This window comes from Coprococcus intestinalis, from assembly GCF_023656595.1.
Classification (GTDB): domain Bacteria; phylum Bacillota; class Clostridia; order Lachnospirales; family Lachnospiraceae; genus Coprococcus_A; species Coprococcus_A intestinihominis.
Genome location: NZ_JAMOKJ010000011.1, coordinates 33,699 through 49,942 on the forward strand (window position 1 = coordinate 33,699; position 16,244 = coordinate 49,942).

The following is a 16,244-nucleotide window of genomic DNA, read 5'->3' on the forward strand; positions in this document are numbered from 1 at the left end:
AATAAAAAGAATCTGTCTGATGAGTTGCGACTCTTGACTAAACATGTTAAAATAAAATGCTATCTATAAATATAAAGAAAGAAACATTAATGGGGTGTATCATGGATCACGACAAAAAAACAAAACATGGTGGCCACCGGGGAAGCTTCTCCGGAAGACTCGGCTACATTCTGGCAGTTGCCGGTTCAGCGGTCGGCCTTGGTAATATCTGGCGTTTCCCGTATCTGGCGGCAAAGTATGGCGGCGGAATTTTTCTGCTGGTGTATATTCTTTTGACAGTATCTTTTGGGTATGTATTGATCATGTCGGAAACGTCAATCGGACGTATGACGAAGAAGAGCCCGGTGGGGGCCTTTTCCTTCTTTGGCAAAACGGCACCATTTAAGATCGGCGGTTGGTTGAATGCAGTCATTCCGATGCTGATCGTGCCTTATTACAGCACCATTGGCGGTTGGGTCATTAAGTATCTGGTGGCATATCTCAGCGGCAAGGTGCAGGTTGTAGCGGAAGACGGTTATTTTTCAGCATTTATTGCAGATTCCTGGCAGGCAGAACTCTGGTTCATTGTGTTTGCAGCATTGGTATTTATCATTATTCTCGGAGGTGTCAAGAACGGTGTTGAATTGATGTCAAGAATTATGATGCCGATTCTTGTGGTGCTGGCGATCATTGTGGCGATTTACTCTGTAACCCGTCCCGGGGCCATTGAGGGTGTGAAGTATTTCCTGATTCCGAATTTTGAACATTTCTCATGGATGACAGTTGTAGCGGCCATGGGACAGATGTTTTATTCGCTTTCCATTGCCATGGGTATTTTATACACGTATGGTTCTTATATCAGTAAAGATATTGACCTTGAACAGTCTACCACACAGATTGAGATTTTTGATACAGGCATTGCGATTCTTGCAGGTCTGATGATCATTCCTGCGGTTTTTGCCTTCTCAGGCGGTAATCCGGAGACGCTGAATGCAGGTCCTTCTCTGATGTTTATTACATTGCCGAAGGTTTTTGCCAGTATGGGCATCGGAACGGGTGCCGGTATTCTGTTCTTTGTGCTTGTATTACTGGCGGCACTGACAAGTGCTGTTTCACTGATGGAGACAAGCGTTTCCACATTCATGGATGAGCTGCACTGGAGCCGCGGTAAGGCCAGTCTCTTGATGGCAGTTGTGATGATCGTATTCGGCAGTGCATCATCTCTTGGATACGGTATCCTTGATTTCATCAGGATATTCGGCATGAATTTCCTGGATTTCTTTGATTTTATGACGAATTCAGTTATGATGCCGCTGGCAGCGCTGGCTACATGTTTCCTTGTGACCAAAGTGGTTGGCTTTGACAGGATTGCGAAAGAAATCGAACAGTCATCCAAGTTTGGCAGAAAGAAATTGTATAATTTCTTCCTGAAATATCTGGCACCGATTTGTCTGATTGTTATCCTACTCAGCTCTATTGCCAATGTTTTAGGCATTATCAGCATGTAGAAAATCCTGAATGCCCATCCGGAGATGGAGATTTATTGTGTTATCCTTGCAAATACAGTGTGATGACGCTATAATAGAGTGTGACAGCGGGGAGTCTGCCGGAGCAGGCTGAGAACAGGCTGAGCCGCCTGGACCCATAACCTGATTTGGATCATGCCAACGTAGGGATAGGTATGCACATCGTCGCATAAAGCGAATGAGAATTTTGATGCGGATATGTCTTTCGGGGCATATCCGCTATTTGTTTTCCGGATATTCAGGTAGAAAACTTGTGAATAATTTTGGAAAATGAAGCAAAGATTAAAAGGAGCGTAAGAAAATGCTTGGAAATTGTATTGAGAATGTGAGAAAGAATGTTCCGCTTGTTCATAATATTACGAATTATGTAACAGTCAATGATGTAGCTAATATACTGCTGGCCTGCGGCGGCAGCCCGATTATGTCTGCGGAGCCGGAAGATGTGGAAGATATCACATCCATCTGCGGCGGTCTGAATATCAATATCGGTACACTGACAAAGAGTAGTATTGAAGGTATGTTCCGCGCCGGAAGGAAAGCGAATGAATTGAATCATCCAATCCTTCTGGATCCTGTGGGTGCCGGTGCCTCTGCACTTCGAACAAACACAGCAGTTCAGCTGATGGAGCAGCTGAAACTGACAGTTATCAGAGGCAATATTTCGGAGATTAAGACACTGGCTCTCGGCAGCGGTACTACAAAGGGCGTGGACGCGGATGTGGCAGATGCAGTGACTGAGGAAACACTGGATCAGGCGGTTCAGTTTGTGAAGCAGTTTGCAGCAAAATCCGGTTCCATTGTCGCCATTACAGGTGCCATTGATCTTGTATCCGACGGTGAGAAATGCTATGTGATCCGCAATGGCAGACCGGAGATGGGTAAGATTACAGGTACAGGCTGTCAGCTGTCCGGCATGATGACGGCATTTCTGGTGGCGAATCCTGACAATCATTTGGAAGCAGCAGCTGCTGCTGTATGCACCATGGGTCTTGCAGGTGAGATCGGATGGGGAAGAATGCAGGAAGGCGACGGCAACTCTACTTACCGTAACCGTATTATCGATGCAGTTTACAATATGGATGCATCAACTTTAGATAAGGGGGCAAAATATGAAGTGCGCTAAAGAAGATTTGTTATTGTATGCAGTTACAGACCGTCATTGGTTAAACGGACGGACATTATATGAAGTGGTCAAAGAAAGTCTGGATGGCGGTGTGACATTTCTTCAGCTGAGAGAGAAGACGCTGGATGAGGCTCATTTCCTTGAAGAAGCCAAAGAACTGCAGAAACTCTGTAAGGAATATAAAGTACCATTTATCATCAATGACAATGTGGATATCGCCGTTGCCATGAATGCAGACGGTGTTCATGTGGGGCAGAGTGATATGGAAGCCGGAGATGTACGTGCCAAATTAGGCCCGGACAAGATCATCGGTGTTTCAACACAGACTGTGGAGCAGGCTATTCTGGCTGAGAAGCACGGCGCTGATTACCTTGGTGTCGGTGCAGTCTTTCCGACAACTTCCAAGGATGATGCAGCAGAAGTTTCCTATGACACATTAAAAGCCATTTGTGAAGCTGTGTCCATTCCTGTTGTAGCCATCGGAGGCATTACACAGGAGAATGTTGTCAAACTGACGGGCAGCGGCATTGACGGTGTGGCAGTCATCAGTGCCATTTATGCACAGAAAGATATTAAGAAAGCAGCGGCTGATTTGAAGGCAGCTGTTAAAGCAATCGTATAAAGGAGGCAGCTGCATGTGTACAGCGGCAACTTATCAAACAAAAGATTTTTATATGGGAAGAACTTTGGATTACGAGTTTTCCTATGGTGAAGAAATCACCATTACACCGAGATACTATCCCTTCCATTTCAAACATGGTGCGGTGCTTGAGGATCATTATGCGATGATTGGCATGGCTCACGTGGCAGAGAATTATCCCCTTTATTATGAAGGGGCCAATGAAAAGGGACTTGCTATGGCGGGTTTGAATTTTGTGGGGAATGCTGCTTATGGTCATCCGATGGATGACAAGGATAATATTGCTGTATTTGAGCTGATTCCATGGCTGTTGGGGCAGTGTGCCAGCGTGGCGGATGTGAGAAAACTGGTTAAGACGTTGAATATTGTGGATACGGTTTTCAGTCCGCAGTTTCCAAATGCCCAGCTTCACTGGCTGATCGCGGATGCCAATGAGGCTATTACCATGGAGTGTATGAAAGACGGCCTGCATATTTATGATAATCCGGTGGGTGTGATGACGAATAATCCGCCCTTTGACAAGCAGCTTTTCAGGCTGAATGATTATATGGCACTGTCACCGAAACAGCCATCCAACAACTTTTCGGACAAATTGGATCTTGGCAGTTACAGCAGGGGCATGGGCGCTCTTGGATTGCCGGGTGACTTGTCTTCCTCTTCACGTTTTGTCCGTGCGGCTTTTGTGAAAATGAATGCTTTATCCGGAAATTCTGAAGTAGAAAGTGTCAATCAGGTCTTTCATATTATGGGATCGGTGGAGCAGCAGAGAGGCTGCTGCGAAGTGTCCGAAGGTCATTATGAAATAACGATTTACACGGCTTGCATGAATGTCAGCAAAGGTATTTATTATTATACAACTTATACGAATCATCAGATCACAGCTGTGGATATGCAGAAAGAAAATCTGAATGGAGAGATGCTGGTGCGCTATCCGATGCTGCAGGAAGAAAAAATTTTGATTCAGAACTAAAAACAAGGAGCTGTCGCTTTAAAGATTAGAAAATCTTGAAGTGGCAGCTTTCTTTTTGACTTTTTACTAACTGTAGTTATGTTGGCTCAGTAGGAAACACATTTATATCTAAAAAGCTGTACGTGTGTTTTGAATGCAAAAAGGTGCCGCCTCTTGCGTATCCGGCAATAGACGGCACCTAAATGAGAGGTGTATAGGTGTTACATATTATAATATTATGCAATAGGTAAATCCGGCATGGCATCCAGATTGTTTTGAAGCGGGCGTTTTTTATCTTCGATTTCAGAAACAATTGCAACAACAGCATCCGTATATGGCGTCAGGATACCAAGCTTTTTGCCTTCATCGGAAACAACCCCGTCGATGAATCGAATTTCACATTTTCTGCCCTTTTCAAGATCCTGCAGCATGGAGGCTTTTCCCTGAATCAATGTAATACCCATCGCATGGCAGACACGAATGCATTCATGGCCAATCCGCACAGCACAGGTTAAAGCACGTTCATCTGCACACTGCCGGTGACGGTTGCTCCTTTACGATTGAGAATGTCTACATGCTCTTTCCAGGCATCCACCATCATAACATCTAAACCGGCTTTATTTAAGTAAGCACCTAAAATTGTTCCCAGAGATCCGCATCCCATAATTGCTATTCGCTTGATCATACACTTTCCTACTTTCTTTGATATCAGATGAGGTCGACGTGTCGTGCTTTTTCTGTCAGCTCGTCCCGGAAGTCAGGGTGGGCCAACGAGATCATGGCTCTGACACGGTCAGCCATTGTCAGGTGTTTCAGATCGATACAGCCATACTCAGTCGCTACATATTCTATATCAGATCTTGGTGTTGAAATTGGTGTACCTTCCGGAAATGTAAAGTTGATTTTGCTGTATCTTTTTCCGTTCTTTATGTAACTGGAATCCATTGCGATAATGGATTTGCCGCCTTCGGACCATTGGGCACCGCGAACATAATCAAGCTGACCGCCGATTGCGCTGTATTGATGATAACCGATGGCGTCAGCAGCTGTTTCTCCATAAAGATTGATAGCCATTGCGGTGTTAATAGAAATCATTTTTTTGTTTTTCATGATCATTCGTGGATCATTAGCAAATGAAAAATAAGCATTGTAGATATTCTCATTATGATCCATGAAGTCATACATGGCTTTATCACCGGCAGCAAAGGCATAAACAGATTTGCCGTCCATAAATCCCTTGTATTTATTGGTAACATTTCCGTTTTTCATCAGTTTGACCATGGAAGGGCAGAGCATTTCGGAAAAAATACCCAGATCGTTTTTGTCGGTCAATTTGTTTCCAATCGCAGAGGACAGACCACCGATGCCAAGCTGGATGGTGGCCCCGTCAGGGATGAGCGGGACAATCTGATCTGAAATTTTTTCCGTTATCTCATCAGGTTCACCTTCGGCCATTTCAGGAATTGCTTTATCCGACATAACAATGGCGTCGGCATCTTTGATATTGAAAATATTGTCCTGACCGTAAACGTAAGGCATATTAGGATTCAGTTCCAATATGATTCTATCGGCTGTGTCAAGGAGAAAACGATAGACACTGCCGCCGGAAACACCGAAGGAAACATTGCCGTTTTCGTCAGGCATAGAGGCAGATATAAATACAACGGATACTTTGCCGATATTATGAAACCAATCGTCAACCTGGCTCAGGTGCAGCGATGTAAATGCAGAAGGTCGGCCAATTTTCATGGCCGTTCTTTCGAAAGGGCCGAGAAAAAGGGAGAGCATTTTAAATGGCTGATTTTCTGCAGGTTCGGTGTAGAGCCGTGTCGGCCTTAGTAGAAGTCCGCTGATGATGGTGATATCATTGAGTTCATGACGTCTTTCCCATAAAGCATCGGAAAGCACAGGTGTGATATTGGAAACAAGGCCGATAAAGACACGGTCATGATCATGAACCAGTTTCACAGCTTCTTCCGGGGAGGTCAGTTTATTTTTCAAGTCGTTTTTTGTCATTTCCATAATTTCTATTTATCTCCTGTAATCATAGAAACCGATACCTGTTTTCACACCAAGCTTGCCGGCACGAACCATTTTGCGAAGCAAAGGACACGGGCTGTATTTATCACTGCCGAGTTCATGCTGCAAGGTTTCCATGAGTGCAAGGCATATATCGAGACCTACATAGTCTGCAAGCTGGAATGGTCCCATCGGCATATCCGGCGGATTCATTGACTTCAACGGGATCTTTGCCAATATCTTTGGCAATTTCAATGATTTTGGCAACCTGTTCATCTGTGGAGAGTTCGCCGCGGATAACTTCAACCAGCTGCATAACAGGGGCAGGATTGAAGAAATGCATGCCGATGACAGGGCGGCTCAGGCCATTGCTCATTTCGGTGACAGAAAGGGAAGACATATTGGATGCAAACATACAGTTTGCAGGAACAATGCTGTCTAGTTCTTTAAAGGTTTCTTTTTTTATTTGCATATTTTCTTTGACAGCTTCAATGATCAGATCGGCATCTTTAAAGATTTCTTTTGTGCCGATTGTGATCCTGTCTAGTATAGCATTTTTTTCACTATCTGTCATTTTTCCTTTTTTGACCTGATAAGCAAGTGTTTTATCAATACTTTTTTTGCCTTTTTCAGCAAGTTCTTCTGTGAGATCACAGAGATAAATGGAGTAATTGCCATTCATTGCAAAGACCTGAGCAATACCGCTGCCCATAGCGCCTGCGCCAAGAATTCCGAAGAAGATTTGACATATTATGAAAAATTATATCAGGCGTATCCGGAGCAGTTTTCTTTAAAGAATTGTCTGGAGAATTTTGAGTCGTCGTTGATAAAGAGTGTGCTTGACCATACACATAATACTTATAAGGCGGCTGAGATTTTAAAAGTTGATCAGTCTTCGATATCCCGTAAAATTAATAAGTACCATATAAGCTACAATAATATGATAAAAATAAAATGATGAAATAATGCATCCCCTCTTTGCCGAAAGTATGGTGAAGAGGGGATGCATGTATTTATTTTAAACGGCAAAATGTGCCTTTAATTCCCGATGAACTTTTTTTCTTACAAAGTAGAAGCAGATGATCTGCATGATAAATGTAATGATCCATGAAGCCGGGTAGGAAATAAACAGGAAATCCAGTGACCGGTTGTGCGGGAACAGCAGGAAAATCCATACTATTCTTAAGCCCACGGTTCCTACAATGGACAGGATCATTGGTACAGTGGAATGGCCCATACCGCGCAGGGCACCCGGGAACAGATCCATCAGTCCGCAGAAGAAGTAAGTCAGGGTGGTGTAGGTAAGAATTTCCATACCGCATTGGATAACATCTTCTTCAGAAGTGTAAATGTGCAGCAGTTCCGGTCCGAAAACATAGACAAGGATGCCCATGATGAGCGATACGGAAACGGACAGAATCATACAGTCCCGGAGTACCCGGTCCATTCGCTTATACTTGCCGACACCGTAATTCTGACTGGTAAAACTCATGCAGGCCTGTGTGACGGCATTGACGGAAACGTACATAAATCCGAAAATATTGTTGGCGGCGGTGTAACCGGCCATGGCTGTCGAACCGAAAGAGTTGACAGAGGACTGCAGCAGTACATTAGAAAAGTTAATGACGGTACTCTGGATACCTGCAGGGACACCCACCTGAAAAATCTGTTTCATATACAGGGGTTGGATTTTCAGCTTTGAAAAGCGAAGCTGGTAACTGCTGTCGGAACGGTAAAGACAGGTCAGGACAAGGGTACATGAGATCATCTGTGCAATAACTGTCGAAATAGCGACACCGGCCACATCCAGATGAAAAACAATGACAAGGAGCAGATTCAGGATGGCATTGACGGATCCGGATATGATCAGGAAAAATAAAGGCCTTTTGGTATCACCGACGGCACGCAATATGGCAGCGCCATAGTTGTACAGCATGAAAAACGGCATGCCCAGGAAATAAATACGCAGATACAGGGATGACAGATTAATGACATCATCCGGGGTTGCCATCAGTTCAAGGGCACTTCTGGCAAAAAGCTGACCGATGACCGCCATCAGGATACCGCTGATCAAAGCCAGGGTGATGGCGGTATGAACAGTTTCGGACATTTCCTTGTGTCTTCCGGCAGCATAAAAGCGTGCTGCCAGAACATTGGCCCCAAGGGAAATACCGATAAACAGATTGGTAAATACGGCAATCAGTGCGGTTGTGGAACCCACAGCGGCCAATGACTGGCTGCCGCTGAAACGGCCGATGACAATAATATCAACGGCATTGAACATCAGCTGTAGGATGCTGGATACCATCAGCGGCAGGGCAAAAGAAATCAATTTGTCCATGATGGAGCCATTGCACATATCAATTTCAAATTTATTATTTTTCAAGGTCGGAGACTCCTTCCTTTTCTAAAAATGGTTTCAGATAAATTTCCATGGAACGGTTCATTTCTCTTGAAAAAGCAGATTCATATTTGCGATTGCAGAAAGCCTGCATCCAGGCATCATAGCCCTGAAGACCGGTGCGGCCTGCAAACATTCGTCGGATATCGCTGCTTTCTTTTGCCTGATAAGCATTTTCGCAGACAATATCACTTAGATCAAAACGGGATGGTTTCGTACGGTTTTGCTGCTGCGCTGTGGGATGTCCGAATACAAGCATACAGGCCGGATAGACATATTCCGGGAGTGCCAGCAGTGTCCGGATTTCTTCGACATTCTCCATAATGTCGCCGATATAGCAGGAGCCGATGCCGAGACTTTCAGCTGCAACAACTGCATTCTGCGCAGCAATCATGGCATCTTCCACAGCAAGGAGCAGATCACCGGCACCGGGACAGCGCGGTGAGATCCCGGCCTCCTTATAGAAAGCATCCCATTTCTGACAGTCGGCACAGAAAATTAGTACCATCTGCCCTGCGGCAATGAAAGCCTGATGATCGCAAAGGTCAGCTAAACGATCTTTTTTGGTCTGATCAGTGATATCCAGAATGGTGTAGAGCAGCTGGCATCCGGCGGAGGGCGCCTGGATGGCGGATGTCAGGATCAGTTTCTTATCTTCATCTGTGATAGGGTCATCTGTGAAAACCCGGACGGATTTCCTTTGATAAAGCGCATTAATGATTTCATTCATATTTCCAAAAACCTCTTCTATGATAAATATAGTTATAATCAGTCTGAGCCCGAATGATCCGATAAGCATCAATTGGACTCTAAAATCTATTATCGCACATCTATTGCTGAATCCACAACAGTTATTTGTAACTTCTCCATAGAAAAGATGAATAAGACTAGTATTTAGAAAAATATCTAAATAGCTATTGACAGGGAAGGGCGACGGATATATACTGTATTTAGAAATATTTCTAAATAGCTTTAAATGATAAAAAGGATGGTGGTTATGGGATTTGCTGAGACATTCAAGGCATTGTCTGATTCTGTGCGAAGGGATATCCTGATGCTGCTTCGGGAAGGACGGATGTCTGCCGGAGAGATCGGTTCGCATTTTGATATGACGGGAGCGACGATTTCCTATCATTTGAATATTTTGAAGAAAGCCGGGCTTATTTTTGAGACGAAGGAGAAGAATTATATTTATTACACGCTGAACACTTCTGTCGTAGAGGAAGTAATGCTGTGGCTTTCGGAATTGAAGGGAGGTTCTTCTGATGATCAAGGAGAATAAGCGTATTTTAATGATTACAAGTCTGATTATTTTACTGCCTGTACTGGTGGGACTGCTTCTGTGGCATCAGTTGCCGGAACAGATACCGGTGCATTTTAATAGTGAAGGCGTAGCTGATTCTTACCAGAGCAAATTGTGGGGCGTGACATTTATTTATCTTGTTATATTCGCCTGCCATTGGCTCGCTGCCATTATTACAAGCGTTGATCCACGACGGAGAAATATCAGCAGTAAGATTTATCGACTGGTGCTTTGGATTTGCCCTGTTATTTCTGTTTTTGTGGGGGTTACGATTTATGGTACGGCTCTGAACTGGCCATGGGTGAATATCAATTTTATGGCCAATCTGCTGCTCGGTGTGATATTCATTGTCATCGGCAACTATCTGCCGAAATGCCGCCAGAATTATACAATTGGTATCAAGCTGCCATGGACACTGAGTGATGAAGAAAACTGGGATAAGACTCATCGATTTGCAGGCAAGATTTGGATGCTTTGTGGTGTTTTGGAGATCATAGTTGGATTTTTGCCGATTGCTCAGTTTGAAATTGTAACGATAGCTCTGATTCTTCTGGCAACGATTCCAGTTGCGGTGTATTCGTATCTGCTTTACAGGAAAAAGATGGGATAGAGAATCAGATTGAAAATGGACAGACAAAAATATTATAGTTTTTGATATCAATGGTGATTGTGTCAATATACTTGGCGTATTTCATCAGTTGGAAAACTATCGGGGTAAATTATAAAAAGGCTGCGTCTGCAGACAGAAAATTCTTTTAAAGAATGAATGTATCTGCAGGTGCAGCTTTTTGCGTGCCAGATTGAACATTCCAAAATTATTCAAGATATACTGGGCAGAGAATTAATAGATATCATTGACATCATCATTTTTCAATAGATTCCAGAATTCTATGGGATCATATATGGGAATTTCTGCTTTTGTATAATCTTTTTTATTTCGTGTAATAATGCAGTCCATTTTAGAGGGAATAGCTGTTTCGGTCATAACGGCATCCTCAAAAAAAGTCAATAACAACACAGGTATCTATTAATACTTTCATACTTTACTCAATTGCTCCTTTCGTGCTTCTTCAAATGTAATCTTATCTGGGATAGAACCAAAAAGAGCATCTACCGTATCTAATTTGTTTTGATAGGGAGATGTGAGTTTGGCAATTGTTTTACCGTTTTTGGTAATAAAAATATCTTCAGTGGCGGCAAGAATTAAATACTTTCCAAGGTTATTTTTTAATTCGGTAGCAGTAATAGCCATGATATCCCTCCTTTGATTGATATATATTATTACAACAAAAACGAACGAAAATATCAATTAAATCGTACGAAATTTAAGCATCCGACCTGGAATAAGCATTCTTCATCTCATTGCTGAGTTCATAGAGCACCTTACCCAATGTGTCAGAAGTGGCTGCTTTCAGCATATCAGCGACAGCCTGATTCGCTTCATGTTTTAATGCAAGATGTTTATCCGTATCTGCCTCGTTCTGGATCATATCGTCATAACGGTTAATGATTTCGTGTCCTTTGGACAGGACATGTTCCTGATAACGCTCAATATGGAAGACAGATTTCTTATAGGAAGCGTCGGCCATAGCAGCGATCATTCGGCTGGACCAGTAGAAGTTGTCTGTGGAGACGTCGCCGGTTGTGTTGGAGAGATAATCCGGTGTTGTCTCGATATCGGCATAAAACGGCACCATCACGTTGAAAGCGTTGGATGCAAATGCAAGCCACTGAATAGCTTTGATGTCATCAGGACGGTTATCGTTAATCTGAATCAGGGACATAAAGTCATTGCGATTGATGCCGATGGAGCGGTAGGCACCCCGCATATTGCTCTCTCCGTATCCTGCATAAGGGTCGTATGGTGTTCCCTGAAAATGGGAGGAGAGGACATATTTGACATCCTCAACGGTGACTTTCTTTTCAGGCACCATGCACCATGGAATATTGTCAGAATATGGTGTGAAATCTGCGGCAGGGCCATCCCAGCGCCATGTGCGCGGATTCAGGCAGCGGCCCATATACCATGCACGTGGGGTATTGTAAACGTGGTCGGAATCGTCATGACTGCCAAAAGCATTTCTTGGGTTGAGAACGCCGTCCATAGCCAGATTCAGGTGATATTTCTCAATGAAATCCTTCAAATCTGCAGAGCACATATATTCTTTCTGCTCGGAAAAAGCATCTTCCAGATTAAACTGGTCGATACCAAGCTGATTCGGCATGATCACATAGACATCATCCGGTACTTTGCGGGCTATCCAGTGATGACCGCCAATCGTTTCAAGCCACCAGATTTCATCGGCATCCTGAAAAGCAATGCCGTTCATTTCATAAGTGCCGTACTGTTCAAGCAGGCAGCCGAGGCGTTTGACACCTTCACGGGCACTGCGAATATAAGGCAGAACCAGGCATACAATATCTTCCTCGCCGATACCGCCTTTAACCTCTTCCTGTTCATCTTTGGCCGGCTGATAAACAACCAGAGGGTCAGCTCCCAGAACTCTCGGATTGGAAGTGATGGTTTCTGTGGCTGTCATGGCCACATTGGCTTCATTGACGCCGCTGGCCGCCCAGATACCATCGCCTTCAAGGGCGTTGGGTACAGCGGTATAACGCATCGGATTGTCCGGAAGGTCGATTTCCACATGGGAAAGGACAGATATGTATTTGCGGGGCTGTTCATCAGGGTGAACCACCACATATTTCTTTGGGGTAAATCTGCCGGATGGTGAGTCGTCGTTGCGGGCAATCATGGTAGAGCCGTCATAGGACGCTTTTTTGCCGACAAGAATTGTAGTACAAGCCATTTATAATTCCTCCTTGTGTTAGGTTATTGCAACTATAAGAATGATACCACTTTTAGAATGGTTCGTACAGTCATTATAAGGAATCGGAATAGTAAAAGCGTTGCATGGCAGGGAAGATTTAATGTATACTTTTATTAAGTTGTGATAAGCCCGTAGTTACGATGGAATACGGGTATTTTCAAAGGAGGAATTTGATGAAAGCAGCAGTGATTGACAGATTCGGAGGACCGGAGGAGATTTATTACACCGACATTGAGAAGCCGGTGCCGGGGCCGGATGAAGTTCTTGTAAGGAATGTTTATATTGGCGTGGGAAAGCCGGATTATATTATGAGAAGCGGTATCTGTCCGTTTCTTGAGGCAAAGCCACCGAAGCTGGTGGTGGGCAATGAATGTGCCGGTATTGTGGAGGCAGTGGGTTCAGATGTAAAGGGGATTGAACCCGGCATGCAAGTCTGTGTCAACAGCGGTCTTGGATATGGCGCTTATGCGGAGTATATTGCTGTACCGCAGAAGTTTGTGACGGTATTTCCGGATGAGTTTCCGTTGAAGTATGCACCGGGATTTCTGAATTATATGGTGGCCTATGCGCTGCTGAATGAAATCGGCCGCGGAACGGACGGTAAGTCTATTTATATTTACGGCGCTGCAGGCGGTGTGGGTACGGCTGTTATCCAGACTGCGCTTTTGCAGGGAATTGAAGTGATTGCTTCTGCCAGCAGCCAGGAAAAATGCGACTACATTAAGTCTTTGGGAGCACAGTGTGTGTTTAATCATAAGGAACAGGATGCCAAAGAAGTTATTATGGATTACACCAGAGGCCGTGGGGTGGATCTGATTTTTGATCAGCTGGTGGGCAGACGTTTTGCAAGTCAGTTCGAATATCTGGCGGATTTTGGTATGATTGTCATTTATAACTGGCTGGATGGCAGTCCAGAACTGGATCAGCTCGATACAATTATCAAACAGTCCAGTCATGCATCGGCCGTTCGTTCATTCTCTTTCCATATATATGATGATAAGCCGGAACGTCTGGCAAAGATTCGGAAGATCTGTATGAATCGGATTATCTCGGGTGAAATAAAACCGCATTTTTATATGGATCTGCCGTTGTCAGAGGCAAGGAAGGCTCATGAACTGATGGATGGTTTGCAGATTATGGGTAAACTTATTCTTCATGTAGAGGAATAAATTAAGAAAGATTATCAGAGTCGGAAAGATTTTGATAATCTTTTTCTTGTATTATTTGTATTATGACGTATAATATAAATAATAGGAGGAGAAGGCGATGATTATTAAAATTAATTCCAGATCGGAGATGCCGATTTATCTGCAGCTGCGCAATCAGATTGTTAAAGGCATTGGCAAGGGAGAACTTGAACAGGGAGAGATACTACCTACAGTGCGTCAGATGGCGGCGGACCTGGGAGTGAATGCCATGACAGTGAGTAAAGCCTATCAGCTGTTGAAAGCAGAAGGATTTATAGAGACGGACCGGAGAAAGGGCAGCATTGTCTGTATACCGGAGAAAGAATATCCCACGCAGCAGGCTGCTTTTGAGGAAAAACTGGAGGATGAGTTGGAGCTTCTGACTGCGGAAGCCAAAATCCGCGGGATGGATAAGGGACAGTTTATACAGTTCTGCCAGCACATTTTTGAGGAAATGGAGATGGTGCCGGAATGATAGTAACGATCATTATGATATTGACGGATTGGCTGATGGTGGGGGTTACGAAGTTGGTTTACAGCTGCAAAGTGGCCTATCGTCAGGGAATGCTATTTGGTGTTCATGTGCCAGGTGATGCAGCGGAACTGCCGGAAGTGAAGACGATGATTGAAAAATATCAGTCATGGATGAAGGCTTTTTATCGCTGGCATTTTGCCATTGGAACGGTGATTTGTTTTCTGGGAATGTGGTATATGTCCATCTTTTTTATTGCATGGACTGTGTGGATGACGGCCTTTTTCATCGGTGTTATGGGCAAAGTCTGGCAGACACACCGGCATATGTATGAATTGAAGATGCAAAAGGGCTGGTATGAGGCGACATCAGAAGAAGAGCAGGTGACAAGTGCCGTGGATACAAAGACAGCCGCCAGAACAGCCCAAATGGCAGTGCCGATGATTTGTCATGCGCTGCCGTTGATTGTGCTCTGTGGGCCGTTGGTGATACCGGGGCTTTGGCATGCCATGGCTGTCAATTCAGAGAGCTGGATTATCTTTGTGTGCTGTTTGCTTGTCTGTGGCTGTCTGCTGGGAGCAGCTTTGTTTTACGACAAAATGGGCAATAAGATTTACAGTGAGCATTCGGATATTAATTTTCAGGTAAATTGTTTAGAGAAACGTATGACGTCCGTTGGATTTCTGGCCAGCAGTATTTGTAATTCAATGGCTTTCTGGCCAATTGCCGGGGCGCTGCTATCAGGAAAATGGATGGACTGGAGCTGGCTGGGGTTGTATGCGCTTTTTGAATCGGCGGCGGGAATCGTGATGGTTGTACTTTTTTTTATCATCAGGCGCCGGAAAGAGGCACTTTTGAAGCAGGATACAGCACCGATGTATATTGATGACGATTATTACTGGCGAAATGGCTGGTACAGCAATCCGGATGACAGACGGCTGTTTATACAGGACCGCTACAGCAGTATGAATTATACCGTGAATTTAGGCAGGACGGCAGGGAAAGTCATAACAGGCATTACTTATGGGTTGCTGATCGTCATGATGGCGGGATTTTGTCTGTGGCTTTTGAAGATTGATTTTACACCTGTGCGCATGCAGATGACGGATACTACAGTGACCGTTACATCCGGGTACTCGAATATTTCATTTGACAGAAATGAGATAGAAGATGTACAGCTTTTGGATGCCCTGCCGGATGATAATTTCTATAAAATTAACGGATCAGCCGATGGTAAGCAGTATCTGGGTAAATTTAAAGGCAAAGAGACCGGCAAATGTCAGATGTATGTGACGTTGGATGTGACACCGATACTTGAGATTAAGATGCCGGAGTATACGGTTTTTATTAACAGTCAGGAAGAGGGAAAAGCAGAGAAATGGTATCAGGAATTGAAACAGTAGCCGGGAGTGAAGTATCTTCTGAAAGATAATAAAGGCTAGAACATTGATATTGCGGTCAAAAAAGACTATAATACAAAATAGAAATATTGCTCAATGTCAAGATGAGAACAGAATGGGAGGTATCAATATGAGTCAGACATTAGTGACCTATTTTTCAGCAAGTGGTGTAACCGCCAATGCGGCAAAGATTCTGGCACAGGCAGCAGGGGCTGATCTGTATGAGATCAAACCGGAAGTTCCCTATACCAGAGCCGATCTGAACTGGATGGAGAAGAAAAGCAGAAGTACCGTTGAGATGAATGACCCGTCATCAAGACCGGCCATAAACGGCAAAGTCGAACACATGGATCAGTATCAGAATATTTTCATTGGGTTCCCTAAAATGGAGTACAGTTTATAGTAGTGTATAGC

17 protein-coding genes and 2 pseudogenes are annotated in these 16,244 nt (G+C 44.1%); 11 read left to right on the forward strand and 8 right to left on the reverse strand.

From position 1 onward, the window contains the following. Positions 1-101: 101 nt before the first annotated feature. From NBH03_RS09335 to bsh, 4 genes are all read left to right on the forward strand, one after another. On the forward strand, positions 102-1,487 hold the full coding sequence (locus tag NBH03_RS09335) for a sodium-dependent transporter (RefSeq protein WP_250799444.1): 1,386 nt from the start codon (positions 102-104) through the stop codon (positions 1,485-1,487). A gap of 319 nt (positions 1,488-1,806) precedes the next feature. After that, complete coding sequence (gene thiM / locus NBH03_RS09340; protein ID WP_178441684.1) at positions 1,807-2,628, forward strand: hydroxyethylthiazole kinase; 822 nt, start codon at positions 1,807-1,809, stop codon at positions 2,626-2,628. Continuing rightward, a complete protein-coding gene (gene thiE / locus NBH03_RS09345) occupies positions 2,615-3,250 on the forward strand; it encodes a thiamine phosphate synthase (protein ID WP_215632428.1) in 636 nt (211 codons plus the stop codon). Before thiM ends, thiE begins: the two co-directional genes overlap by 14 nt. A gap of 13 nt (positions 3,251-3,263) precedes the next feature. After that, positions 3,264-4,238, forward strand: a complete 975-nt coding sequence (gene bsh / locus NBH03_RS09350) for a choloylglycine hydrolase (protein WP_250799445.1) — start codon at positions 3,264-3,266, stop codon at positions 4,236-4,238. 215 nt (positions 4,239-4,453) lie between these two features. On the opposite strand, the gene NBH03_RS09355 is transcribed toward bsh, so the two are convergent. From NBH03_RS09355 to NBH03_RS09370, 4 genes and pseudogenes are all read right to left on the reverse strand, one after another. Then, positions 4,454-4,669 (reverse strand): ketopantoate reductase family protein, encoded by a 216-nt coding sequence (locus NBH03_RS09355; RefSeq protein WP_250799446.1) that lies wholly within the window; start codon positions 4,667-4,669, stop codon positions 4,454-4,456. Between the two features lie 59 nt (positions 4,670-4,728). Beyond that, entirely contained in the window at positions 4,729-4,902 is a 174-nt protein-coding gene (locus NBH03_RS09360) for a ketopantoate reductase family protein (RefSeq protein ID WP_250799447.1), read from the reverse strand. Between the two features lie 23 nt (positions 4,903-4,925). Further along, the gene (locus tag NBH03_RS09365; RefSeq protein ID WP_250799448.1) at positions 4,926-6,239 is read right to left on the reverse strand and encodes an acetyl-CoA hydrolase/transferase family protein; all 1,314 of its coding nucleotides are present in this window, start codon (positions 6,237-6,239) and stop codon (positions 4,926-4,928) included. A 9-nt stretch (positions 6,240-6,248) separates the two neighbouring features. Beyond that, a pseudogene (locus tag NBH03_RS09370) lies at positions 6,249-6,978 on the reverse strand (3-hydroxyacyl-CoA dehydrogenase family protein). Between NBH03_RS09370 and NBH03_RS16125 the strand changes: the two are divergent. Next, positions 6,979-7,194, forward strand: a complete 216-nt coding sequence (locus NBH03_RS16125; RefSeq protein ID WP_284703448.1) for a helix-turn-helix domain-containing protein — start codon at positions 6,979-6,981, stop codon at positions 7,192-7,194. Between the two features lie 60 nt (positions 7,195-7,254). On the opposite strand, the gene NBH03_RS09380 is transcribed toward NBH03_RS16125, so the two are convergent. Further along, the gene (locus NBH03_RS09380) at positions 7,255-8,595 is read right to left on the reverse strand and encodes an MATE family efflux transporter (protein ID WP_215689912.1); all 1,341 of its coding nucleotides are present in this window, start codon (positions 8,593-8,595) and stop codon (positions 7,255-7,257) included. Between the two features lie 16 nt (positions 8,596-8,611). Beyond that, a complete protein-coding gene (locus NBH03_RS09385) occupies positions 8,612-9,367 on the reverse strand; it encodes a nitroreductase family protein (protein WP_250799449.1) in 756 nt (251 codons plus the stop codon). 267 nt (positions 9,368-9,634) lie between these two features. Here NBH03_RS09385 and NBH03_RS09390 point away from each other — a divergent pair, with 267 nt between their 5' ends. Continuing rightward, positions 9,635-9,919, forward strand: a complete 285-nt coding sequence (locus NBH03_RS09390) for an autorepressor SdpR family transcription factor (RefSeq protein ID WP_147322537.1) — start codon at positions 9,635-9,637, stop codon at positions 9,917-9,919. Continuing rightward, positions 9,903-10,550, forward strand: a complete 648-nt coding sequence (locus NBH03_RS09395) for an SdpI family protein (protein WP_250799450.1) — start codon at positions 9,903-9,905, stop codon at positions 10,548-10,550. Before NBH03_RS09390 ends, NBH03_RS09395 begins: the two co-directional genes overlap by 17 nt. Before the next feature lie 426 nt (positions 10,551-10,976). On the opposite strand, the gene NBH03_RS09400 is transcribed toward NBH03_RS09395, so the two are convergent. Both NBH03_RS09400 and NBH03_RS09405 read right to left on the reverse strand, forming a co-directional pair. After that, positions 10,977-11,192, reverse strand: coding sequence for a type II toxin-antitoxin system Phd/YefM family antitoxin (locus tag NBH03_RS09400; protein WP_250799451.1), 216 nt, complete (start codon positions 11,190-11,192; stop codon positions 10,977-10,979). A 73-nt stretch (positions 11,193-11,265) separates the two neighbouring features. Further along, entirely contained in the window at positions 11,266-12,750 is a 1,485-nt protein-coding gene (locus NBH03_RS09405; protein WP_250799452.1) for a C69 family dipeptidase, read from the reverse strand. 194 nt (positions 12,751-12,944) lie between these two features. Between NBH03_RS09405 and NBH03_RS09410 the strand changes: the two genes are divergently transcribed. The 4 genes and pseudogenes from NBH03_RS09410 to NBH03_RS09425 form a co-directional block, all read left to right on the forward strand. Further along, a complete protein-coding gene (locus tag NBH03_RS09410) occupies positions 12,945-13,940 on the forward strand; it encodes a quinone oxidoreductase family protein (protein WP_250799453.1) in 996 nt (331 codons plus the stop codon). Between the two features lie 97 nt (positions 13,941-14,037). Beyond that, a complete protein-coding gene (locus tag NBH03_RS09415; protein ID WP_250799454.1) occupies positions 14,038-14,433 on the forward strand; it encodes a GntR family transcriptional regulator in 396 nt (131 codons plus the stop codon). Next, positions 14,430-15,833 (forward strand): PH domain-containing protein, encoded by a 1,404-nt coding sequence (locus tag NBH03_RS09420; RefSeq protein ID WP_250799455.1) that lies wholly within the window; start codon positions 14,430-14,432, stop codon positions 15,831-15,833. The genes NBH03_RS09415 and NBH03_RS09420 overlap by 4 nt, the downstream gene beginning before the upstream one ends. A gap of 127 nt (positions 15,834-15,960) precedes the next feature. Continuing rightward, positions 15,961-16,212: pseudogene (locus NBH03_RS09425) on the forward strand (flavodoxin); the annotation flags it as partial. Positions 16,213-16,244 lie beyond the last annotated feature (32 nt).

Excerpts from the sequence above, each read along its gene's own strand:
- NBH03_RS09380 (WP_215689912.1), bottom strand. The coding sequence starts at position 8,595 with ATGTGCAATGGCTCCATCATGGACAAATTGATTTCTTTTGCCCTGCCG.
- NBH03_RS09395 (WP_250799450.1), top strand. The coding sequence starts at position 9,903 with ATGATCAAGGAGAATAAGCGTATTTTAATGATTACAAGTCTGATTATT.
- NBH03_RS09385 (WP_250799449.1), bottom strand. The coding sequence starts at position 9,367 with ATGAATGAAATCATTAATGCGCTTTATCAAAGGAAATCCGTCCGGGTT.
- bsh (WP_250799445.1), top strand. The coding sequence starts at position 3,264 with ATGTGTACAGCGGCAACTTATCAAACAAAAGATTTTTATATGGGAAGA.
- NBH03_RS09410 (WP_250799453.1), top strand. The coding sequence starts at position 12,945 with ATGAAAGCAGCAGTGATTGACAGATTCGGAGGACCGGAGGAGATTTAT.
- NBH03_RS09390 (WP_147322537.1), top strand. The coding sequence starts at position 9,635 with ATGGGATTTGCTGAGACATTCAAGGCATTGTCTGATTCTGTGCGAAGG.
- NBH03_RS09360 (WP_250799447.1), bottom strand. The coding sequence starts at position 4,902 with ATGATCAAGCGAATAGCAATTATGGGATGCGGATCTCTGGGAACAATT.
- thiE (WP_215632428.1), top strand. The coding sequence starts at position 2,615 with ATGAAGTGCGCTAAAGAAGATTTGTTATTGTATGCAGTTACAGACCGT.
- NBH03_RS09420 (WP_250799455.1), top strand. The coding sequence starts at position 14,430 with ATGATAGTAACGATCATTATGATATTGACGGATTGGCTGATGGTGGGG.
- NBH03_RS09405 (WP_250799452.1), bottom strand. The coding sequence starts at position 12,750 with ATGGCTTGTACTACAATTCTTGTCGGCAAAAAAGCGTCCTATGACGGC.
- NBH03_RS09415 (WP_250799454.1), top strand. The coding sequence starts at position 14,038 with ATGATTATTAAAATTAATTCCAGATCGGAGATGCCGATTTATCTGCAG.
- NBH03_RS09335 (WP_250799444.1), top strand. The coding sequence starts at position 102 with ATGGATCACGACAAAAAAACAAAACATGGTGGCCACCGGGGAAGCTTC.
- NBH03_RS09365 (WP_250799448.1), bottom strand. The coding sequence starts at position 6,239 with ATGGAAATGACAAAAAACGACTTGAAAAATAAACTGACCTCCCCGGAA.
- thiM (WP_178441684.1), top strand. The coding sequence starts at position 1,807 with ATGCTTGGAAATTGTATTGAGAATGTGAGAAAGAATGTTCCGCTTGTT.
- NBH03_RS09400 (WP_250799451.1), bottom strand. The coding sequence starts at position 11,192 with ATGGCTATTACTGCTACCGAATTAAAAAATAACCTTGGAAAGTATTTA.